The organism is Chryseobacterium sp. StRB126, assembly GCF_000829375.1.
Classification (GTDB): Bacteria; Bacteroidota; Bacteroidia; order Flavobacteriales; family Weeksellaceae; genus Chryseobacterium.
This window is the reverse complement of the sequence record NZ_AP014624.1, coordinates 79,859-100,549: the sequence shown is the minus strand read 5'-3', so window position 1 is coordinate 100,549 and position 20,691 is coordinate 79,859. Positions and strand designations below refer to the sequence as shown.

Here is a 20,691-nt window from a genome sequence, read left to right as displayed (position 1 = left end):
TAAATTAAAGAAATGTCACAAAGAATCAGAATAAAACTAAAATCTTACGATTACAACTTGGTAGACAAGTCTGCTGAGAAAATCGTAAAAACGGTAAAGGCTACTGGTGCTGTTGTAAACGGTCCAATTCCATTGCCAACGAATAAGAGAATCTTCACAGTATTGAGATCTCCGCACGTAAACAAGAAAGCAAGAGAGCAGTTCCAATTATCAGCTCACAAGAGACTAATGGATATCTACTCTTCTTCTTCTAAAACTGTTGATGCTCTAATGAAATTAGAACTTCCTTCAGGAGTAGACGTTGAAATTAAAGTGTGATAACTGCATACTTTGCAATGATTATACAATCCGTTCCTTTTTAGGGACGGATTTTTTTATTCCTATCAATCCTTTTAATGAAGGTATACAAGCCATTTGAAAGCAAATTTATCCAATGTTAATTTGCTTTTTTTTGCTTTTTATTATTGATAATCATGAGACAGCGTTGAGGGTTTATCTTTAACAGTGGGGGAGCTCTTTTGGTATATTGTCACCATAATGGTAGTGATATTATTGATCTCTTATTAGGGGTATAGTTAAGGTGACATATCTCATCTTAGTTTGTTTATTTAGAATTATTAAAAATAATAATTTTGCAAAAAAATTATTGATGTTTAGAACAGTATCTTTTTCCTTGCTTGTTTTAGGATCAGCTTTAATAAGCGGTCAGAAGACGAAGGACACGTTAAAAAGCAACCAAATTAATGAAGTAGTCATAACGGGTTCCGGGTATGCTCAGAAGATCAAGGATACTCCAGCAACTATTTCTGTAATTTCCCAGGCAGATCTTAAAAAAAGAGCCTATAGAGATATTACAGATGCTTTACAGGATGTTCCGGGTGTGTTCGTTACAGGAGGAGGAAGTACAAGTGATTTCTCAATAAGAGGAGCTGAATCTGGCCAAACATTAGTCTTAATTGATGGTAAAAGAATCAATACAAGAGAGACAAGACCAAATTCTGACGGTCCTGGTATCGAACAAGGATGGATGCCTCCATTGGAAACTATTGAAAGAATTGAAGTGGTAAAAGGACCAATGTCTTCATTATATGGTTCTGATGCAATGGGTGGAGTAATCAATATCATCACTAAAAAACTGAGTAACGGTTGGAGAGGATCTATTGGAACCAGCTTAATACAGCAGGTACATAAAGAATCTGGAAATACTTACCAAATTGACGGATATGCTGCCGGTTCTTTAGTGAAAAACCTTCTTCAGATGAAAGTCACCGGAAGTTATTCAGATAGAAATGAAGATAAATTTGTAGGAGGATTTACCGAAAGAATAATCAAAGCTTTTGGTACAGAATTCAGCCTTACTCCAAATACAAAAAATACATTTAAGCTAAGTTACGACTATAACCGTCAGGAAAGAAATCAGAATCCGGGGTATTCATTGGGACCTAAAGCAAAAAGCTCACGGAACAACTACGAGAGAAATGTTTTGGCATTAAGCCATAAAGGAGATTACTCAAACTTCCATACGAACTCTTATATCCAGTATGACAATACCAACAACCCGAACAGGGATATGAGATATGAAACGTTCTCGGCATACAGCCTTAATAATTTCAATATTAAAGATCATGTGATCAGCTTTGGCGCAGAATACAGATATGAAAGACTAAATGACTTAGGAAATAAAATGAAGTCAGATAATGGAGAAGTGGTAACCAAACTGACGCGTTGGAACTGGTCTGCTTTTGCAGAAGGAAACTGGAAGTTGGTTGATAAATTACACTTGGTTACAGGAGCACGTTGGGATAATGATGAGAACTATGGTTCTAATTTTACTCCAAGAGGATATTTAGTATGGAGTGCTACTAATAACTTTACTTTTAAAGGAGGGGCTTCATGGGGATATAAAGCTCCGGGTCTAAGAGCTGTAAATCCAGGATGGGGACAGGTAACTGGTGGTGGAACTCAGGATGGAGTAATCATCGGAAACAAAGACCTTAAACCGGAGAAAAGCTTCAATCAGGAACTAACAGTTATGTTTGAAGATAATAAGAAGGTGATTAACCTGAGTGTAACGGGATTTAACACAGACTTTAAAAACAAGCTGGTTGAAGTTAGAAAATGTAACAATACTGAAGAATGTAAACAGTTTGAAGCCCTGTATAATCATATCTATGACTTTATCTCAACAAGAGAAAATCTTGGTAAGGCAAACAGCATGGGCCTTGAAGCGAATCTTGGGGTAAATGTATCAAAGGATATTGTATTAAAAGCAAACTATACCTATACGGATACAAAGATTAAATCTGATGAGATCCCTGCATTGTACAATAAACCATATGCTAGAATCCCTAAGCACATGGCTAATGTAAACCTATCCTGGAAAGCTAATGACAGTTTCGAATTCTGGTCAAGAGGAAACTATAGAAGCGAAAGCCAACCGGGAGTAAGCAGGGGAAGAGCGCAGGAATATCCAATCCCATCTTACTTCTTGCTAGATTTAGGAACGGTGTACAGACTGAACAAGCATGTTCGTTTTACATTTGGAGTATACAATCTGTTGGATAAAGATATCCGTAATGATGTAACAGATCCTGCCAGTAATTTTGGTTTCAGAATCGATGGAATCAGATATCAGTTCGGAGTAAATTACTTTTTCTAAAATAGAATAAAACCTTAACATACAATATCAATGAAAAGTAATGATATCAAAACTCTTGTAATGGTATTGGCAACCTTAGTGGTAGTTTCATGTTCAGGTGACAAAAAGAAGAGAGTAGATTATCACCAATTTAAAACGGCAGTAGAATTTACCCCTGCGCGGTAGAAAAGCTTTGATGAGATCACAGCAAAGTATCAACAGTTGCAAGAGCAAAACTTTCAGGCTGCAACAGCTTGGGGTGGGAATATGGACCGTGTGGTATTGGGAATAAAAGGAGACAAACTGAGAGTTCAGCAGGCTGTTGAAATGGCCAAAGTATTTAAAAAGCAATAACTCCGGAACGCTATCCAAAGTTCTAGGAGATTGTAAAAGAAATCCAGTTTAAAGGAAGAAAATAAACGATATTAATACCGGTTTAGAAAGGAGGAATTACTACAGAATCCTTTCACAAATTTGTATTAACTTTTTAATTTATTCATATCAAATTAATTTTGCAAACATTAAGATGGCTTAACCGTCTTAATGTTTTTGTTATAATACCCAAATGAAAACATTGTTTAAAAGCCTTTACAGGAAAGACAAAAGAATGAATCTGCCATTAAATATCTAATGTGGATCATTCATCTTTGAGTGGGGCTTTTATCATGTGTCATTGTTTTTGTGGCGTGTCTTACCGGATACCTGTATGCCTTCAAAAATCAGATTATTGATTTTACGAACAGGAAGAAAGTCTATATCAGTGAGACTTCCACTCAGGTAAAAAAAGCTGAAGTTTCTGGAACAGGGATTAACTGTAATGTTCCGGGCAAAATTCCAACGTGTGAATTACGACCTTCATAATACCCTTGGTTTTTATACCTTCCTGATGCTGTTCTTTATGGCTGTTACCGGATTGTATATGACCTATCCTTGGGTGAAGAATGATCTTATCGTAAGTTTAAGAGGATCACCCATTGATAATATTTCAAAAAATAAAGAGAGTGGCGATGACGTATTTGGTGGGTTATTGGAGGTTATGCTCCAGAAGCAGGATGAAAAGAAAAACCTTAAAGACACCAAGCCAGCTTCCCTTGATAAAATTGTACAACTGTAAGATCAGCATCTTCCTTATTCTGCTGTTACCAGCATAGAGCTCCCAATAAAGATAATCCGAGATATGTTGTCGTTAAAGCCAATATCCAAAACTTTCTGGGGATGATGCTTCCGGATGAAGTTACTTTTGATAAAACCGGAAACTTTAAAGTCAAAGAGCTGTCCTCAGATTAGCCATTGAATAAAAAAATTATTGCATTAGCCAAGCCACATTGCACAAAGGGGGAATTATGAAACTGCCGAGTATTATTCTTTATTTTATCGTTTCGTTAATCGGGTGCTCATTATCAGTCACAGGATTTCTGATCTGGGGTATAGATTTAGAAAAATGAGGTAGAATAGAAGGGAGTACAAGCATTTATTAATTGATGTAGTTTTTCATGAAACCTTACAATAAGATATTGTATTGAATGGCTTCATGAGTTGTATTCTCAACAATACTTCCATCCTCCAGTTTCAAACTTCCATCCTTATTTCACTATTCTTTTTATTCGTTCAGGTTAATTATATACATTTATTATAAAATAATCTGACCTATGGTTCATAAAAATAACAATCTCTTTGAAAAATTTTCAAACTATGCCGTAAAATTTACGGGAAGCCAGTATGCTTTTATTGGAGCAACATTTGTGGTTGTGGCTTGGGCCGTTACTGGACCTTTTTTTGATTATTCCGAAACCTGGCAGCTGGTCATCAATACTGGAACTACCATTATCACTTTTCTCATGGTTTTCCTCATTCAGAAAGCTCAAAATAAAGATTCAAAAGCCATACAGATTAAACTTAACGAACTCCTTGCAGCTCATGAAAAGGCCAGTAACAGAATTGTAGATATTGAAGATCTTACAGAAATGGAACTGGATCAGCTTCATCATTATTACGAAAATCTGGCTCAGTTTGCAAAAAAGGATGCGGATATTCATACCTCGCATTCTATTGATGCAGCAAAAAGGAATCAGAATTACAAACATGAGTTCTTCAAAAAGAAACATGAGGAATGGTTACAGAAAAAAGACCAAAAAAAGGAATCTGAGTGATCCCTTTTTTTAATATTATTTGCTGTTATATTCACCTTCTACATACCCTCCATTTACATAACGGGTTGTGTCATTCGTATGCCAGGCATATACGCCGGCTACCATAATCCCAAGATCCTGTACATAATTTCGGGTCATATCCTGCCATTGCCCAAAAGAAGGTAAATGTTCCTGCAATACCAAAAATTCTTTTAAATAATTATCATGCACTTCCAGAGCCATCATATAAGCCTCTTTTATTGAAGTTTTATGCTCTTGTTGCAATACTTTCACCAGATTCATGGTATCCTCTTCTCTATGAAGCTCCTTGGGTAAAGAAATAATATCATTATGTATTCCGATCATCAGAGCAGAAATTGTATGAAGGCGTTGAATATGTAAATGCTCGAGTATGCTGTCAGGGAGGTGACGATAATCTTTTTGCATCGCCACATACTTACAAAAAGGCTGTCCTCCGCTTGTTGCTTCTCGAATTAATAAATAAATAGGGAGAGGAGGGATGGTATTTGATCTGTAGTATACTCTTTCATCCGCATATCCAATAAGTACTTCGTGCAATGATTTTAAGAATTTTTTATAGAGCCGTTCTGGCATTTCACATGTAATGATGTTCTGTCTTAATGTCCAAAATTGATGAAATATACCATTGTCAGCCGGTTCGTTAGGATCATCACCAGTGAGTAAAGCCATAATACGGGTTGCTATTTCTGCCATCTCATCATGTGAGCAACGATCAAAATAATCGTCCATCATAGCCCCATCAGCAGCATAACTGGCTAATGGTCTCAATTCTGCAAGGTTCTTTAAAAAAGGACAGCCCCGTGCTGCAATATCGGTCAGGTTATGCTGCTTATGTTTTTCACGGGCTTCTTGGCTGTGGAAAATATACTTCCTGTCAATCCAATCATAATATTCTTCCCTTTGAAGTTGAAAATCGGGGTGAATAGAATCGGTGAAGGGATACTTAGGCTTGGGTAACTGTTGTAACCCGGCATAAAATTCATCGTCTGAAATTGTTGTTTTCATGTTATTTTGATTTTGGGTTGATGGTTTTGTTTTTAATAAATCATTATTGATGATGAAATAATAAAAATAGTAATAAAATGATTGTGAGGCAATTGCGTGTTGTGAAATTTTGTTAAAGACTGTTGATTTTGAACATGTAAGAGGGAAACCTGAGTATAAAATCTTTTTAGGATCATTGGAGAGGAGATCGTAAAGAGAAAGGTAGAGAGTCTGCCTCATTACCATAAATGATAATGGGAAGAATACCAAAGCCAAGTGCACATGAAAAATTATATGAAATTCAAAACCTATAAAAAACAAAATCAGAATAGGAAAATTCCTACTCTGATTTAAGTATATCTGAGTTATTAAACTAGTCAACCTTTTTCAGGACTGGTCAATTTGATGTTATCTCATAAAGTAACTAAAATAAGAACAGCTTCCCATCAGGCTTTTGGTGGTTTCAGCATCTGAATACTGTGCCTTCAGCTGAGCAAAATAGGTTCTGTATTTTTGATTCTTAAGATTGTCCATTTCCTTCTGGCGGGCATCTTCTTTTTCAGACCATTTCGGGTCAGAATAATCGAAATCTTTCGGAGCTTTGGCTTCATACTGATAATATTTCCCTTGCTCGGCACTTGCCATCTGGAATAGAATTCTAGCCTTTTCTTCTTTATTGTTCGAAAGCTTAAGCGCTTTTTGGTAATAGTTGATCGCTAGATCAAAATTATCAGGTTCAATATAAGATGTGTCAAGGAAGTTCTTATAGTAATACTTGTAAGGATTTCCTTTATCATTATTCCAGAAGTAGTATTTTCCGCCATTGCTGTTATCAATATCCATAACGAATACATGACGATAATATCCTAAAATGGAAGTATTATATAAAAGGTTTCCGATAAGTTGATTCGCTCTTGCTGCCTTTTCATCATTACCATTTCCGATTTTCTTAAGCTGGATCAAAACATCCGTCAGTTCCAGTTTATTCATCTTATCTTTGATGAAAGGGAATTCGGTATATCCTTCAGATTTCATAGATTCAGCATCCGGACTTTGGTAGCTTTCCCATACATTATGTCCGAAAACAAGACCTGGAATATTATTGAAACCATTATATTCAGAAGAAGCATATTGTTTTGGGGTAATCTTTTGACCGTCTTTTTCAGTCCAATCATAATTTTCCCTTGGAATTCCGCTAAACTTCTGAACCTTTTCATAATAAGATTTAGCCTTTTCAAAATCTGCAAGTCTCACTGCTCTGTCACCATAGATGGTATTGAAGAATGCATCAACATTTCCTACGCTGTCCATATTTTTAGCAATGATCTGTTGCTCAAACTGGGTTTTGTTAGGCTTTCTGTAAAACTCTTCAACACTTTTCACCAGACTTGAGTTCGGGTTGTACTGAAGGTCAGAAAGTTTGTTATTCATCAGGAATGATTTTCCGTCTTCTCCCTGAAGGAAGTAACGGTTGGCCATTACATCTTTTAAGAAATCAGCTGTGGAAGGTGCCGTTCCGTAATAATCGTAATCACTGTTGACATTAGCCGTATCTTTTTTAACCTCTTTTTCCACAAAATATTCAGCATAATCCTTCATCAGATGATCTTCAAAAGCAGCATCCACTTTAGGTTGCGAAACAATATCATTCAGAACCTTCATCCTTTTGATTTCCTCCAGATATTCAGGATTGGTGGTTTTGATTTCGTTCAGAATTTCGGTACTTTCTTTATAATCTTTCTTTAAAAACTTAAGGTAGGCATCTGCAATCTGCCAGTATTCATCTTTGGATTTCTCTTTAGCCTTTGAAGTGAACTTTTCAAGATCATCAAGGTAATCCTTTGTGTTATCATCATATCCGCTATATCCCGTGGTGTAGAAAGGAATTCTGTTAGGGTTATTTAATAGCTCATCATCACTCTGGTCGGCTTTATTTCCATCACCGGATGCATCAGATTTTGAACCTCCAAAAAGATTTTTGAAGAACCTTACAATTTTCTGCCAGAAGGATACTTTCTCTTCTTTTATCTCTTTTACTTCTGTTGTTTTCTTATCAGAAGTAGCATCTTTTGAATTATGGGTTTCGGTATTTCCCCTGTAGACAGATACTCTGCCGTAAGCATCAGAAGTGTAATAATAGATTGGAAGGTAGCTTCTTTCCAGTTCGTTGATACTTCTTACCGCCATTACCTTCAGGATTTCCGAATCCGGATTAATGTCAAACATCTTTTCCATAATAGGAATAGGGTTGTTGAAGTCTTCATATCCTAAAAGGAAATAAGCCATGTTCTTTTCCTCATTTGTATTGGCTCTTTTCATAATGTTGCTGAAAGAAGCTGTATCCGAAAGTTTCATAGAAACAAAAGAGGATTCCTTACGGTCTTTACTGTTCATAAATACCTGGAAGAAGTTCCAGTTGGCATCACTATTCATTTCCAACCCTCTTTGGGCTCCTGCCAGTTGATCCAGAGCCATATAATACACTGTACCCTTTAACTTGATAGGTTCAATATATGTTTTAAAGGCTTGTAATGCAGAGTCATAGTTTCTGGTATAGTGGTTCAGACGGACAAGCTGATATCCGTAGCGTTGTTTGATCTCGGGATTTCTGGCAGCATTATATAAAGAGGTTAGGGCTGCGATGGTTTTATTATAATCAAGAGAGGTCGCATTTTTCTTGTTCTCGTCTCTGTTATAGTAAAATGAATTTTCACTTTCAACATAATTGATGCTCATGAAAGGCTCCAGATATTTAGCCTCAATCAGATAATCAATTCCTTCTTTATATTTTTGATAAAATCTAGTTCCAAGTTTTTGTAAAAGCGGGTTGGCAGGAGTTCCATTTTTAAGAGCATTAAGATCATTCATGCTTACCTTATACACCAGATTCTGTGTCTCGGCATAATTAAGCTGATTGTTGAAATACTTTTTCCATGTTTCAATATTGTCATCAGGAATCATAGATGGATTGTAGTCACCGAAGAATCTTGAAGAGTAGGTATGAAGAAAAGGAAGATAAGACTTATCCTTAATAATACTCTGTGTAAATAGGTTGAAGTATTCATAATCCGGATCCGACCACGCACAGGCGTTAGAGTTCGTGTAGAAAAGAGATACAACCGCAAGTGAAAGAATATACTTTTTCATAGGGTTTGTAGTGTTTTTTTAGTTTTTTATATAGTTGTTTTGTAATCAATGGTGCTGGCAGAAAATAGCATAAGATACTGAATCTCTATTCTCTGTCTTAATCTATGGCAGATTTAAAATTTTCGATCTAACACAAATTTACTATCTAATTGATAATAAATAATGTTAAAATGCGGTATTTTTTTCTGAAGAAATTGAGTTACATCTTCTAACTGCTCTTTCGATATTTCTTCTACCTTTATGGTAAAGCCTTTGTTCAGATAATTTCCGAAATAAAAGCCGTCTTTCAGTATTTCAACCTTATATTCGGAGATCTTTTTAAAGTTGGGATTTTCCAGATCCTTTTTAGACAAAGCATTGATGAGTTTATGCTTATCTAGATGATTCGTGATAATTCCCCATGAATAAATAGGGAGAGCAACTTCAACTTTCTTGATAGGATAATCTTCCATTCTAGCAAGGTAACTTTTCAGAACATTTACATCCAAGATAGAATTTTTATTAGATTTTTCCAATGGGGAAGAAGTAGAGTAGCACATCAGATACACTTTATCCACTGGGGGAATTCCAGTTTGTTTTTTATCTTTAACCTGATGAAGACGTAAAGTACAGGTGATCTCCTTTCCTGAAATTCTTTTAAGTTCTTTCAAAAATTTAAAATAATCATCCCGTGTACCGGCAGTCCAGTCACAGTCAATCTGAATTTCATTGTTTATTTTTAAATGATATTCTTCCGCTTTCTTTTGAACCAAATGATGAATGCTTTCTGCCAGAAACTTGATTTCGTCTTGGGAAATTCCCAGCATCGTCTGATTGGTGATAAAAACAGTGGGTACAATCTGCTTATCTGTCTGAAAACTCTGATCTTTTGTAATGACGGCAACAGACTGAAACTTTCCGCCTGCTTTATCAACATCAAAAAATCTTGTGTATAAATAAGGAACAGTTGCCTGATCTAAAACTTTCTTTTCTTCCTGATTCAGTTTCAGATTCGTTTTCCAATAATAAAATGTGTAAGGATGGTTCTCATTTTTACTGCAGGAAACAATAAAAAATAAAACCCATAAAATATGTAAGATCTTCATACGTAATAGTACATGATTAATCTTTTAAAAATAAAGATATTGATACAGATCGTAAACCGTAAAATCCAGGTGATCCTGTATTCTTGGGATATTAAAATTAGGTAATTATATACAATTTTACACTGACCCTAATATTTTACTATTTTGACCCTGTCATTCTGAATACAGGCTGAAGGCTTGCGAACGTAGTTCAGAAATGAAATGAAGAATCTAAGCCAAATATGAGATTCTTCCTTCGTCAGAATGACAATGGTGTAAAATTGTATATAGACTCCTAAAATTATTCTAAAGGAATAGCTATATGTGATTATTCATAGAGTTCACTTTCACAAGTACAGGTTTCTTTATCTATGCTTTCTGTGGAAGAACAACAGCCTTCAAGATTTTGAATATTTCCTTTTTCGTCAGTCATCAAGATTTTATTTTTATCAAACTTAACAAAGAAAGTTTCATCATACTTTTTAAACTGTACTTTCATGACTTTATTCGGGGCGTATTTACCTGCATTGATTTCTTCTGTAGTTTCTTTTCCGTTAGCCTGATTAACCTGAACATATCCAAAAAGTACATCGCCGTTCTTTTTTACATTCAGATAATAATGGGGGGTGCCGGTACCGCTGTAGCCTTTTAGAATGTCAAAACTTCTATGTCCGGTAAAAGGTAACTTTACCTGTGCAAAAGTGAAAATGCCGATACATAAGATCATTAAACTGAAAATCTTTTTCATATTATTTTTTTTTCAAAGGTAAAGATATCTGCTGAACTCATAAATAGTGGAATCCCGGTAATTTTAACCAAACAAAAGACCACTCCAAAAAGAGTGGTCCCTATATAATTTAGTTTAAAAATCAAATTTAAAAAACAGTTGCTGCCAGTTGAATTCTTGCATATTTATTAGAAGGATTCCACATGGCCATCATAGAAACAGGTAAACTGTAATGCTCTGTAATCTTAAGAACTTTTCCAGCTTTTACTCCTACGTTCACGATATCAAAGTTGTTTTTGCCATTTCCATATAAAAAGGTATTTCCATTTAATGAAAATCCAGCTCCTACAAAAGCATCCAGATTCACTTTCTGTCCGCTGATTACAGGGTAACTAGCCTGAACATAGGTAGAATATCTGTTCTTTTTATAACTTCCGTCCGGTTCCAGAATCACTTCTCCTGCATTAGCGCCTCCATACAACATAATATCTGCTTCAATATTGATCGGGAATGAAGGTCCAAAAGTATAGTTGGTTCTTAAATCAATAATATGGGCTGTTCTTCTCTGAGAATAACTGAAGATGTCATCTGCAGCAACAGCAGTATTGATGTTTCGGGAATTATAAAGGTCCCATAATCCAATATAAAAGCGCCCATTAGAATATTGAACATAGTAATTGATCTCCTTATAATGCGTATTGTCCTTATCATCGGCAAGAGCAGAAGCTCCCCAGATCCCCACTTTCCATTTCTTTTCCGCATCCAAGGCATAAGAAAGATTTCCCATGACAACAGGTTTGTCTGTAATAATTAGCCCTCTCCACAAATGGTTGTTCTGAATGTTGGCAGTAAAATCCAGTCTCCCTTCTTTGGATTCCTTAGGCTCACTGCCTTCCTGTGAAAATAACCTTCCTGCACCTAAAGTAAGCAGGAAGATCCCTTTTAATATTTTCATCATCTGTATTTTATTTTAATGTTACGAATAATATTGCAGCAATAACAGCTCCTATCACAGGACCTATCACAGGAATCCATGCGTAACCCCAGTCACTGCTTCCTTTTACCGGAAGAATGGCATGCATAATTCTCGGAGCTAGATCTCTGGCAGGGTTAATAGCATATCCGGTAGTTCCTCCTAAGGAAAGTCCTATTACCCAAACTAAGAATGTTACAGGAATGGCTCCTATAGAACCTAATCCTACTTTTGCATTAGGATCTGCCTGTACATAAATACTCGGATCCGAAAAGTGAAAAATAACAAATACCAGTACAAATGTTCCGATAATTTCGCTGATAAGATTAGATGAAACTTTTCTGATCGCAGGCCCCGTACTGAAACAGGCCAGCTTTGCCCCTTCATCCTCTGTAATGGCAAAATGATCTTTATGGAATAGCCATACTAAAAAGGCCCCCAACATACCTCCAATCATCTGAGCCGCAATATAAGACGGAACCAGATCCCATGAAAATTTTCCTGCAGCAGCCAGCCCAATTGTAACAGCCGGATTCAGGTGGGCTCCACTTACAGGCCCAGCAACGGTTACCCCTACAAAAACGGCTAATGCCCAAGCGGTGGTAATAACAATCCATCCGGAATTATTTCCTTTGGTATCCTTCAAGACAACATTGGCTACAACGCCGTTGCCTAACAAAATAAGAAGCATCGTCCCGATCACTTCTGCGATAAATGGAGTCATATGTGTATTTTTAAGGTCAGTGAATTAATCTTCAATCCAGCTTTGAGCACGAGATACAGCTTTGTTCCATGAGTGAACCATAGCATCTACTTTTTCCTTTTCCAATTGAGGATGGAAATCTTTGTCTACAATCCATTGCTCCTGTATCTCATCAATATTTTTCCAGTATCCTACAGCAAGACCTGCTAAATAAGCTGCTCCTAATGCTGTTGTTTCTAATGTTTTTGGTCTGGTTATTTTAAATCCGAAAAGGTTAGACTGTATCTGCATCAATAAATTACTTGCTGAAGCTCCTCCATCTACTCGTAGCTCAAGACTTGCTCTTCCAGAATCTGCCTCCATAGATTTTACAATATCGTACACCTGAAATGCAATTCCTTCCAATGTTGCTCTGGCAATATGTCCATCTGTTGTACCACGCGTAATTCCTACGATAGTTCCGCGGGCATACTGATCCCAATGAGGAGCACCTAAACCTGTAAGGGCAGGAACAAAGTAAACGCCGCCGTTATCTTCAACCGAAGCAGCAAGATCATTTACTTCATCAGAAGAGTGAATAAGTTTAAGGCCATCTCTTAGCCATTGAATAGCTGCACCGCCTACAAATACACTTCCTTCCAATGCATAATTAACTTCCCCGTTAATTTTCCACGCAACAGTTGTCAAAAGATTGTTTTTTGAGGAAACAGCTTCTTTTCCTGTATTCATTAATAGGAAGCAGCCTGTTCCGTAAGTATTTTTTACCATTCCAGGACTGGTGCACATTTGGCCAAATAAAGCAGCCTGCTGATCTCCAGCAATTCCTGCAATCGGAATTTTAGTAGAGAATAGGGTAGTAGCTGTCTCGCCATATACTTCACTGCTTTGTTTCACTTCAGGAAGAATAGCTTTAGGAATGTTGAATAGCTCCAATAGATCATTGTCCCATTCTAACGTATGAATATTCAAAAGCATGGTTCTGCTGGCATTCGAAACATCCGTAATAAACATTTTTCCACGGGTTAATTTCCATACTAGCCAGGTATCAACAGTTCCGAAGCACAGTTCTCCGGCTTCTGCCTTTTCTCTTGCCCCGTCTACATTGTCAAGGATCCATTTTAATTTGGTAGCAGAAAAATAAGCATCCAAAACAAGACCTGTTTTCTCCTTGATAATTTCTGCGTGTCCCTGATCTTTCAGTTCATCACAATATTTTGAGGTTCTTCGGTCCTGCCATACAATAGCGTTATAAATAGGTTCCCCGGTTTCTTTATCCCAAACTATTGTTGTTTCACGTTGGTTGGTAATCCCAATAGCGGCTACTTCCAGTCCGGAGATGCCAGCTTTGGCGATACTTTCTGCTGCAACGGAGATTTGTGATGACCAGATTTCATTAGGATCATGCTCTACCCAACCTGGTGTTGGGTATATCTGTCTGAAGTCTTTTTGAGATACATACTTGATCTCTCCGCTATGGTTGAATAGAATCGCTCTGGAGGAAGTTGTTCCCTGATCTAAAGCGAGGATTAACTTTTCATTCATATGGTGATTAATTAAGGTTGATAACTTTAGGTGAATAAGGAGTTAATAAATATCCTTTTGCCAATTCAATAAATTCATTTTCCTGTTGCTGTGCCCATTCTTCAGAATATCCTTTTTCTTCAGCAATGATTCTCGCAACATTGTGCGCGCTGTCTATAGCGGCTCTTGCATCAAGGAACAACAGACGGGCTCTTCTTGCCAATACATCCTCGATGGTTTCTGCCATTTCATTTCTTGCAGCCCAAACTACTTCTGCTACGGTGAATGGATGGTCAGGATGTATTTTTTGCGAAAAGCGTGAATTGCTTTCCTGTAAAGCTTTTATTGCAGGAATGTCAGATCCGTATACATATAGATGGTTTGTTCTATCTACTTGCTCAGGTTTTACATTTCCATGAATAGACATGTTTTCTGTTTTAGAAGTGCTGTTGCCCAGCTTGTGTACCTGCATGGCTTTATCAATTGTATCTTCAGCCATTTTACGGTAAGTAGTCCACTTTCCGCCAATGATGGAAATTAATCCAGTGTCAGATGCAATAACCTTATGGCTTCGGGAAACTTCTTTGGTGCTCTTGCTTCCATCTTTTGGAGCTGCAAGAGGACGAAGTCCGGCAAAAACAGACTTTACATCATCACGGGTTGGTTTTTTAGACAGATATTGTCTTGCTGTATTCAAAACGAAACTGATTTCTTCTTCCAAAGCACGGGGCTCGAAACTTTCGTTTTCTAAAAGAGTATCTGTAGTTCCTACCAAAGCTCTGTCATGCCAAGGTACAACGAACAATACTCTTCCGTCAGAAGTTTTCGGAATCATGATGGCATCATCACTTTTCAGGAATGATTTATCCAATACCAAGTGAATTCCCTGACTTGGTACTACAAGTTTACCATGTTTAGGGTTATTCATATTAAGGATGTCGTTGGTGAAAACACCGGTAGCATTAACAACCACTTTTGCATGAATCTGATATTGCTGTTTGGAGATCTGATCTTCAGCAACCACTCCAATTACTTTATCTTTATCATCTTTCAGAAGATTAACTACCTTCACGTAGTTTACTGCACTTCCTCCTTTTTCAATAATGGTTTGAGCTAAGTTGACTGCAAGTCTTGCATCATCAAACTGTCCGTCCTGGTAAACAACACCACTTGCTAAGTGATTTTGTTCAATAGTAGGCAGCTTTTCAATGGTTTTTGATTTGCTGATGTATTTTGTTTTACCCAAACTTAATTTCCCTGCAAGGAAATCATATACAGACAAGCCTATCTTATAATAGATTCCGCCCCACCAGGTATAATTAGGGATAATGAAAGATTGATTTTTTACAATATGTGCTGCATTTTTGGCTAAAAGACCTCTTTCTTTTAAAGCTTCTTTCACTAAACCTATATCTCCCTGTGCTAAATATCTTACTCCGCCGTGTACCAGTTTGGTACTTCTGCTGGATGTTGCTTTCGCAAAGTCATGAGATTCAAGCAATAAAGTTTTGAATCCTCTGCTTACTGCGTCTAATGCTGAACCTAAACCACTGGCTCCTCCTCCTATGACAATAAAGTCCCATTCTTTTACATTGGTTAATTTACTGAGTTCTTCGTTTCGTTTCATAAATGTTTCGTTTATGTTTCGTTTTCAAATATATAAATTATAAATGAAAGCAAAAAGAAAATAAATGAAATTTTAAAATGTGAAATCACTATGATTTGAAATTGCCTTTTGTGGCTGAGGATGATGCTGTTGTATATGATCTTTAAAAACAATAAAAATTATATGTGAAAAAAAAGCGGTAATTTTGATGAAACGAATAAAATGGAGAAGCTAATACCAAGGCAAGATGAAATATTAAAAGAACTGGACGATAAAGGGCATGTTCTTGTTCAGGAATTGTGCGAAAAACTAAATGTTTCTTCGGTTACGATACGAAAGGATCTGAACTATCTCGAAAGTCTGGGGCTTCTTTTTAGAAATCATGGGGGAGCAAGTAAGCAGGTAAGGTATGCTTATGAAAAAAATGTGGGAGAGAAAGAGAATATTAATGTGGAGGCTAAACAGGCTATTGCGAGAGCGGCGCTGCCACTGATTCAGGAGAATGATTGTATCATATTAGCCTCAGGAACTACCATGCACTATCTTGCAAGGATGCTGATGAACTTCGGTCCACTTACTGTTTTAACTTCTTCATTGAGAGTGGCTATTGAACTATGTAATAATCCTAATATTAATGTGATTCAATTAGGAGGAGAGGTGAGGAAAAGCTCAACTTCAATTGTAGGATCTATTTCAGAAGGTATTCTTAAGCAGTTTTCTTGTAATAAGCTCTTTCTTGGGGTAGATGGGATTGATCTGGAGTTTGGGATCAGTACTTCCAATGCTGCAGAAGCCCACCTTAATCAGGTCATGATTGATTGTGCAGATAAAACAGTAGTTCTTGCAGATTCCTCAAAATTGAATAAGAAAGGTTTTGGTAAAATTGCCTCACTGGATCAGGTGGATTATCTGATCACGGATGATGGGATTGCTGCCGAAGATCAGGTCCGACTGGAGGAAATTGGAGTAAATGTGATTAAATAATCCTTGTTAATTCTTTAAATCTATATAATAATAGACCCGTTGTGCATTATGAATGCAAAGAAATAAGTTGTTCATTCGATTGAAAATCAGCAAATTGTATTTGCTACAAAACATTTACAATGAACAACTTAATTGCAAATCATGATATTCACTTTTTGAAGGACATTAAAGAACAGTTGTCTGATTGTATCTTGCTTGGTGATAAAGGGTATCTCTCATCAGAGGCACAGGTAGATTTGTTTAATTAAGCTAATATTACCTTGGGAACTCCGAAAAGAATCAACCAAAAAGACTACAAACCACAGTTTTGCTTGTTTAAAAAGCACAGAAAAAGAATTGAAACATTATTCTCTCAGCTATGTGACCAATTTATGATAAGAAGGAATTATGCAAAAACATTTGAAGGATTCAAAACAAGAGTTTTAGCAAAGATTACAGCTCTTACAATTGTTCAATTTATTAATAAAAACTATTTTTAAAAAAAAATCAACAATTTAAAGTCAAGCATAATTTAAAACGCACAACGGATTATTTTTAAGGACAACTGTTTTTGATAATAAATGACTCATATTCTCTATTTAAAAATAGAATCAGTGTGTCTATCGTGTAATTTCGTTTTATTTTGATTTTCAAGCTCTATAATAGTTTCTATAAAGGTCATTAGCAACTACTTTTTACACCAAAAAAGTCAAGCGTATTTGTAATTGAAAGAGCGCATTTATTAGGTTCACTGACAGCCGTTCTTTAACAGCTTGTTTGATAGGTATAATTAAAAGAATTTAAGAGTTTTAATAAAATATAAAAGAAGTTATCCATTGGTTATTTACAATTTTTTTTATTATCCTGCTCTAGGTTGATGTTTTTTTTAATAAAATTTATGTGAGAGACACACTCCATTTAATTATGACCGGAGTCGTCTACGTGATTACATGTTGTGTTGTTAATTCGGATTGAACTGAATATTGAAATACTTTAAATAATCCTCTATTGGTTCCATTCCCATTTCTTTTCTTCTTTCGTTCACAGTTTCAGGATTTTCTAATTTATACAATTTACCATTTTCTATTTGTGAACCATATATTTGGGGTTTTCCTTCGTCCATTAACATCCTATCTTTCATCAATGCGTATTGTTGTTTAGATAAGTCTCCATTTTCAACCGCTTTCTCTATTTGTGGAAAATACTTTTTTCTGATTTCTTCAGTACTATGTTGCAGTCCCAACCAGATTGCATCCATTCGTCGTTGACCCACCTCCTTTAATGTTGGCATACCACACTTTTCAATAATGCTAATCACTAATTCTTGATTCCTATGATCTTCTTTTGCGTATTTGATGAGTTCATTTGATTTTCTAATCCTTTGGTCACTTTCAAAAACTTCACTCAAGATTTGAAGTTTTTTGCTGCAATCTACTTCAATAATATCTACTGAACCTACATAGACAAATTTATCCTTATTCATGTAAAGGAATATTGATATGATTAAAACAAGAGCGGTTAATATGCTAAATAATACTTTTTTTATTTTCATTTCTATTTTTTTGTCTTATTCCAAAACAGATTGACCATTTTTGGTTAAAAATTAATTGTAAAAATAGAAATTATTTTTAAGCGCACGCTCTAAAATATGTAAAGATGAACAGTATTGTTATCCAAACAGTGGTTTTTGCGCATCATAGCAAATGTCTTTTTATGGCTACAACTTCACGCGGTTTGTTCTGTGAACGGTGTTTTTTAAAGTATAGACCTAAGTCCGGCATCTATTCATGATATTCACTTTGTGAAGGACATTAAAGAACGATTGTCTGATTGTATCTTGCTTGGTGATAAAGGGTATCTCTCATCAGAGGCACAGGTAGATTTGTTTAATTAAGCTAATATTACCTTGGGAACTCCGAAAAGAATCAACCAAAAAGACTACAAACCACAGTTTTGCTTGTTTAAAAAGCACAGAAAAAGAATTGAAACATTATTCTCTCAGCTATGTGACCAATTTATGATAAGAAGGAATTATGCAAAAACATTTGAAGGATTCAAAACAAGAGTTTTAGCAAAGATTACAGCTTTTACAATTGTTCAATTTATTAATAAAAACTATTAAACAAAAAAATCAACAATCTAAAGTCAAGTATATTTAAAAATTCACAACGGGTAATAATAGATTAAAATATAAAGCTTGTGAGTAATCATGAGGCTTTTGTTTTTTTATGGATTGTTCTAATTATCTAGTTTGATTTTTTTTGAGAAAATGAGATTAGGCGTTTCTTTTGTGATGTAAAATGGGTAAACAGAAATTTTATGCTGGAAATTGTGAAAAGTTTCATTATCCTATAGTTATGGCATTTTTTTTGTTTATGGCTGCTGGCTTTGAATTGATGAAACAGACAATGAAAAGAAAATGTTTGTTTTTTTATATTGGATTCATTTTTGCAAACCGGTTATTTTTTTTCTGAAAATGATCTAAATGATTAAAAATCAAAATATTTTACTCGAAATATTTGTCGGTTACAAAATTATTCATAAATTTGCACACTCATTTTAGGAGCGTAGTGTGCCTATATCAAAAGTAGAAATCACTTCAGACTTCCGAAAAATGGGAGAAAATAAAGGATAAATTTTATTATAATATAAACAATGTCAGGTATTATTGGTAAAAAAATCGGTATGACATCTTTGTTTAACGAAGAAGGGAAAAATATTCCTTGTACAGTTATTCAAGCTGGTCCATGCTCGATTTTACAGGTCAGAACCTTAGAAGTTGACGGTTATTCAGCTGTTCAATTAGGTTTCGATGACAAGAGTGAGAAGAACGTTGGTAAAGCGTTAGCTGGTCATTTTAAAAAGGCTGGTTCTGCTCCTAAAGCTAAATTAGTAGAATTCCACGATGGATTCTCAGATGCTAAAGTAGGAGAAGAAGTGAAAGTTGATCTATTCATCGAAGGTGAATATGTAGACGTAACAGGAACTTCAAAAGGTAAAGGTTTCCAAGGTGTTGTTAAAAGACACGGATTTGGAGGTGTAATGCAGGCAACTCATGGTCAGCACAACAGACTTAGAGCTCCAGGTTCTATCGGTGCTGGTTCAGACCCTTCAAGAGTATTCAAAGGGATGAGAATGGCTGGAAGAATGGGAGGTGAGCAGGTAACTGTTCAAAACCTTCAAGTGTTAAAAGTTGATCAAGAACAAAATCTTTTAGTAGTAAAAGGTGCTGTTCCGGGAGCTAAAAATTCTTATGTAATTATCAGAAAATGGAACTAGTAGTATTAAATACATCAGGAAAAGAGACCGGAAGAAAAGTAACTCTAGACGAAACAGTATTCGGAATTGAGCCAAATCAGCACGCGGTTTACTTAGAGGTTAAACAGTACCTTGCTGCACAAAGACAAGGAACTCATAAAGCAAAAGAAAGAAGCGAAATTACTGCTTCTACTAAAAAGCTTAAGAAGCAAAAAGGATCAGGATCTGCTAGATATGGTGATATTAAATCTCCAACTTTCAGAGGTGGAGGTAGAGTATTCGGACCAAAACCAAGAGACTACAGGTTCAAATTGAACAAAGCTCTTAAGAGATTAGCTAAGAAATCTGTTTTATCTCAGAAAATGAGAGACAACAGCATTAAAGTTTTAGAAGATTTGAGCTTTGGTGCTCCTAAGACTAAAGATTTCATCAATGTATTAAACGCATTGGAACTTAACGGTAAAAAATCTTTATTCGTTCTTCCTGAAGCTAACAAGAATGTGTATTTATCTTCAAGAAACTTGCCTAAAACTAAAGTAATGAACTTCAACGAAATTAGTTCTTACGATTTAGTAAATGCAGGCGAGATCATTTTCTTCGAAGGTGCAGTTGAAAAATTCCAGGAAAATTTAAAGAAATAAGTCATGTCAGTTATTATTAAACCAGTTATTTCAGAAAAGGCTAACTACCTTACAGATTTAAGAGGTACTTATTCTTTCTTAGTTAACCCTAAGGCGAATAAGATCGAGATCAAAAAGGCTGTTGAAGCAGCTTACGGTGTAAAAGTAGCAGACGTTAACACAATGATTTATGCTCCGAAGGTTTCTTCAAAGTACACTAAAAAAGGTCTTCAAGTAGGAAAGACAAACAAATTGAAAAAAGCGGTAATCAAACTTGCTGAAGGTGAGGTTATCGATATTTTTGCTGTAAATTAAT

General features: G+C 35.7%; 20 protein-coding genes and 2 pseudogenes. 13 read left to right on the top strand and 9 right to left on the bottom strand.

What is annotated here, in order from left to right; translation table 11 throughout:
* The first annotated feature begins 12 nt into the window (after window positions 1–12).
* The 7 genes from rpsJ (at window position 13) to CHSO_RS00500 (ending at window position 4,788) form a co-directional block, all read left to right on the top strand.
* Complete coding sequence (gene rpsJ / locus CHSO_RS00515) at window positions 13–318, top strand: 30S ribosomal protein S10 (protein ID WP_002661363.1); 306 nt, start codon at window positions 13–15, stop codon at window positions 316–318.
* Between the two features lie 331 nt (window positions 319–649).
* Window positions 650–2,659, top strand: a complete 2,010-nt coding sequence (locus CHSO_RS00510) for a TonB-dependent receptor domain-containing protein (RefSeq protein ID WP_045491179.1) — start codon at window positions 650–652, stop codon at window positions 2,657–2,659.
* Window positions 2,660–2,689: 30 nt separating this feature from the next.
* Entirely contained in the window at window positions 2,690–2,824 is a 135-nt protein-coding gene (locus CHSO_RS26400) for a hypothetical protein (protein ID WP_262483765.1), read from the top strand.
* Window positions 2,825–2,860: 36 nt separating this feature from the next.
* Window positions 2,861–2,992 carry a hypothetical protein gene (locus CHSO_RS26395; RefSeq protein WP_262483764.1) on the top strand — a complete coding sequence of 44 codons (132 nt, stop codon included), beginning with the start codon at window positions 2,861–2,863 and terminating at the stop codon, window positions 2,990–2,992.
* Window positions 2,993–3,289: 297 nt separating this feature from the next.
* Entirely contained in the window at window positions 3,290–3,499 is a 210-nt protein-coding gene (locus tag CHSO_RS25780) for a hypothetical protein (RefSeq protein ID WP_171817583.1), read from the top strand.
* A complete protein-coding gene (locus tag CHSO_RS00505) occupies window positions 3,480–3,752 on the top strand; it encodes a PepSY-associated TM helix domain-containing protein (protein WP_171817582.1) in 273 nt (90 codons plus the stop codon). The genes CHSO_RS25780 and CHSO_RS00505 overlap by 20 nt, the downstream gene beginning before the upstream one ends.
* A 535-nt stretch (window positions 3,753–4,287) precedes the next feature.
* Complete coding sequence (locus CHSO_RS00500) at window positions 4,288–4,788, top strand: low affinity iron permease family protein (protein ID WP_045491176.1); 501 nt, start codon at window positions 4,288–4,290, stop codon at window positions 4,786–4,788.
* Between the two features lie 15 nt (window positions 4,789–4,803).
* Here the strand turns inward: CHSO_RS00500 and CHSO_RS00495 are convergent, their stop codons facing one another.
* From CHSO_RS00495 to CHSO_RS00460, 8 genes are all read right to left on the bottom strand, one after another.
* Window positions 4,804–6,033 (bottom strand): terpene synthase family protein, encoded by a 1,230-nt coding sequence (locus CHSO_RS00495; RefSeq protein ID WP_232509131.1) that lies wholly within the window; start codon window positions 6,031–6,033, stop codon window positions 4,804–4,806.
* Between the two features lie 168 nt (window positions 6,034–6,201).
* On the bottom strand, window positions 6,202–8,940 hold the full coding sequence (locus CHSO_RS00490) for a hypothetical protein (RefSeq protein WP_045491175.1): 2,739 nt from the start codon (window positions 8,938–8,940) through the stop codon (window positions 6,202–6,204).
* A 113-nt stretch (window positions 8,941–9,053) separates the two neighbouring features.
* Window positions 9,054–10,025: a hypothetical protein gene (locus CHSO_RS00485; protein ID WP_045491174.1), complete on the bottom strand. Its 972-nt coding sequence runs from the start codon at window positions 10,023–10,025 to the stop codon at window positions 9,054–9,056.
* A gap of 307 nt (window positions 10,026–10,332) precedes the next feature.
* A complete protein-coding gene (locus CHSO_RS00480; protein WP_045491172.1) occupies window positions 10,333–10,752 on the bottom strand; it encodes a hypothetical protein in 420 nt (139 codons plus the stop codon).
* A 127-nt stretch (window positions 10,753–10,879) separates the two neighbouring features.
* On the bottom strand, window positions 10,880–11,689 hold the full coding sequence (locus tag CHSO_RS00475; RefSeq protein WP_045491170.1) for a hypothetical protein: 810 nt from the start codon (window positions 11,687–11,689) through the stop codon (window positions 10,880–10,882).
* 7 nt (window positions 11,690–11,696) lie between these two features.
* Window positions 11,697–12,428 (bottom strand): MIP/aquaporin family protein, encoded by a 732-nt coding sequence (locus CHSO_RS00470; protein WP_045491168.1) that lies wholly within the window; start codon window positions 12,426–12,428, stop codon window positions 11,697–11,699.
* A 24-nt stretch (window positions 12,429–12,452) separates the two neighbouring features.
* Window positions 12,453–13,949 carry a glycerol kinase GlpK gene (gene glpK / locus CHSO_RS00465; protein ID WP_045491167.1) on the bottom strand — a complete coding sequence of 499 codons (1,497 nt, stop codon included), beginning with the start codon at window positions 13,947–13,949 and terminating at the stop codon, window positions 12,453–12,455.
* Window positions 13,950–13,956: 7 nt separating this feature from the next.
* Complete coding sequence (locus CHSO_RS00460; RefSeq protein ID WP_045491165.1) at window positions 13,957–15,555, bottom strand: glycerol-3-phosphate dehydrogenase/oxidase; 1,599 nt, start codon at window positions 15,553–15,555, stop codon at window positions 13,957–13,959.
* 201 nt (window positions 15,556–15,756) lie between these two features.
* On the opposite strand from CHSO_RS00460, the gene CHSO_RS00455 reads away from it, so the two are divergent.
* Both CHSO_RS00455 and CHSO_RS25260 read left to right on the top strand, forming a co-directional pair.
* The gene (locus tag CHSO_RS00455; protein ID WP_045491164.1) at window positions 15,757–16,518 is read left to right on the top strand and encodes a DeoR/GlpR family DNA-binding transcription regulator; all 762 of its coding nucleotides are present in this window, start codon (window positions 15,757–15,759) and stop codon (window positions 16,516–16,518) included.
* A 140-nt stretch (window positions 16,519–16,658) separates the two neighbouring features.
* Window positions 16,659–16,997 (top strand): annotated as a pseudogene (locus CHSO_RS25260) (transposase); the annotation flags it as partial.
* A 461-nt stretch (window positions 16,998–17,458) separates the two neighbouring features.
* On the opposite strand, the gene CHSO_RS24810 reads toward CHSO_RS25260, so the two are convergent.
* Complete coding sequence (locus CHSO_RS24810) at window positions 17,459–18,049, bottom strand: DUF6624 domain-containing protein (protein WP_052480447.1); 591 nt, start codon at window positions 18,047–18,049, stop codon at window positions 17,459–17,461.
* Window positions 18,050–18,128: 79 nt separating this feature from the next.
* On the opposite strand from CHSO_RS24810, the pseudogene CHSO_RS26155 reads away from it, so the two are divergent.
* The 4 genes and pseudogenes from CHSO_RS26155 to rplW form a co-directional block, all read left to right on the top strand.
* A pseudogene (locus CHSO_RS26155) lies at window positions 18,129–18,684 on the top strand (IS982 family transposase); the annotation flags it as partial.
* Between the two features lie 468 nt (window positions 18,685–19,152).
* A complete protein-coding gene (rplC, locus tag CHSO_RS00435) occupies window positions 19,153–19,776 on the top strand; it encodes a 50S ribosomal protein L3 (protein WP_045491158.1) in 624 nt (207 codons plus the stop codon).
* A complete protein-coding gene (rplD, locus tag CHSO_RS00430; protein ID WP_045491156.1) occupies window positions 19,767–20,396 on the top strand; it encodes a 50S ribosomal protein L4 in 630 nt (209 codons plus the stop codon). The genes rplC and rplD overlap by 10 nt, the downstream gene beginning before the upstream one ends.
* Before the next feature lie 3 nt (window positions 20,397–20,399).
* On the top strand, window positions 20,400–20,690 hold the full coding sequence (gene rplW / locus CHSO_RS00425) for a 50S ribosomal protein L23 (protein ID WP_045491154.1): 291 nt from the start codon (window positions 20,400–20,402) through the stop codon (window positions 20,688–20,690).
* Window position 20,691 lies beyond the last annotated feature (1 nt).

What these genes read in the sequence shown, in the direction of transcription:
- rpsJ (WP_002661363.1), top strand. Translation starts at nt 13, where the DNA reads ATGTCACAAAGAATCAGAATAAAACTAAAATCTTACGATTACAACTTG.
- CHSO_RS00510 (WP_045491179.1), top strand. Translation starts at nt 650, where the DNA reads ATGTTTAGAACAGTATCTTTTTCCTTGCTTGTTTTAGGATCAGCTTTA.
- CHSO_RS26400 (WP_262483765.1), top strand. Translation starts at nt 2,690, where the DNA reads ATGAAAAGTAATGATATCAAAACTCTTGTAATGGTATTGGCAACCTTA.
- CHSO_RS00500 (WP_045491176.1), top strand. Translation starts at nt 4,288, where the DNA reads ATGGTTCATAAAAATAACAATCTCTTTGAAAAATTTTCAAACTATGCC.
- CHSO_RS00495 (WP_232509131.1), bottom strand. Translation starts at nt 6,033, where the DNA reads ATGAGGCAGACTCTCTACCTTTCTCTTTACGATCTCCTCTCCAATGAT.
- CHSO_RS00490 (WP_045491175.1), bottom strand. Translation starts at nt 8,940, where the DNA reads ATGAAAAAGTATATTCTTTCACTTGCGGTTGTATCTCTTTTCTACACG.
- CHSO_RS00485 (WP_045491174.1), bottom strand. Translation starts at nt 10,025, where the DNA reads ATGAAGATCTTACATATTTTATGGGTTTTATTTTTTATTGTTTCCTGC.
- CHSO_RS00480 (WP_045491172.1), bottom strand. Translation starts at nt 10,752, where the DNA reads ATGAAAAAGATTTTCAGTTTAATGATCTTATGTATCGGCATTTTCACT.
- CHSO_RS00475 (WP_045491170.1), bottom strand. Translation starts at nt 11,689, where the DNA reads ATGATGAAAATATTAAAAGGGATCTTCCTGCTTACTTTAGGTGCAGGA.
- CHSO_RS00470 (WP_045491168.1), bottom strand. Translation starts at nt 12,428, where the DNA reads ATGACTCCATTTATCGCAGAAGTGATCGGGACGATGCTTCTTATTTTG.
- glpK (WP_045491167.1), bottom strand. Translation starts at nt 13,949, where the DNA reads ATGAATGAAAAGTTAATCCTCGCTTTAGATCAGGGAACAACTTCCTCC.
- CHSO_RS00460 (WP_045491165.1), bottom strand. Translation starts at nt 15,555, where the DNA reads ATGAAACGAAACGAAGAACTCAGTAAATTAACCAATGTAAAAGAATGG.
- CHSO_RS00455 (WP_045491164.1), top strand. Translation starts at nt 15,757, where the DNA reads ATGGAGAAGCTAATACCAAGGCAAGATGAAATATTAAAAGAACTGGAC.
- CHSO_RS24810 (WP_052480447.1), bottom strand. Translation starts at nt 18,049, where the DNA reads ATGAAAATAAAAAAAGTATTATTTAGCATATTAACCGCTCTTGTTTTA.
- rplC (WP_045491158.1), top strand. Translation starts at nt 19,153, where the DNA reads ATGTCAGGTATTATTGGTAAAAAAATCGGTATGACATCTTTGTTTAAC.
- rplD (WP_045491156.1), top strand. Translation starts at nt 19,767, where the DNA reads ATGGAACTAGTAGTATTAAATACATCAGGAAAAGAGACCGGAAGAAAA.
- rplW (WP_045491154.1), top strand. Translation starts at nt 20,400, where the DNA reads ATGTCAGTTATTATTAAACCAGTTATTTCAGAAAAGGCTAACTACCTT.